Raw genomic sequence first — 495 nt, 5'->3', positions numbered from 1 at the left:
TGTTACGGGCTGTGCGTCCAGCAATTCGGACAAAGGACGGCCCGCCTGCCATGCAGCACTGGCTGCCTGTCCCACATCAAAGCTGCCGTTCAGCGTAGGGATGGAACCGCTGTCAGCTGCATGTACTTCTTCCGGAGAAAACGCCATAGTGTCCCCCGGCACACGCTGCACAGGCGATTCAGGTTCCACAGGAACCAACGGCGTATCAAATGCTTCCGGCTGTGGTTCCGGCTGCAAAGGCACCGTAAAGTTCTGCGTGTCCGCCGCTTCAGAATATGCGGCCGATCCAGTTTCCTGCTGCGTATAGTAAGGCGCATGGCCGCTCACTGCACGGTTGATCAAGGAATCCAACTCGTCCCCGCCAGCCTGAGGCTGTGCAGCAGGTTCCGGTTGCAGCTTCAATTCAAAATCCTCCTGCGGCGCAGGGGCAGGTTCCGGTGCCACCGGAGTTTTTTGCGCACGGAAACGCTGCGAGTCTGACAAATGGGACAGCGG

The 495-nt window shown here is 59.0% G+C and carries 1 protein-coding gene; it reads right to left on the bottom strand.

What is annotated here, in order from left to right; genetic code table 11:
- Nucleotides 1-402 (bottom strand): hypothetical protein (locus H6B10_RS15250; RefSeq protein WP_204652335.1); only part of this gene is annotated, 402 nt, incomplete at its 3' end.
- Between the last annotated feature and the right edge of the window lie 93 nt (nt 403-495).

Source organism: Gemmiger formicilis, assembly GCF_016901605.1.
Lineage (GTDB): Bacteria > Bacillota > Clostridia > Oscillospirales > Ruminococcaceae > Gemmiger > Gemmiger formicilis_B.
This window is presented reverse-complemented; position numbering and strand designations above follow the sequence as displayed.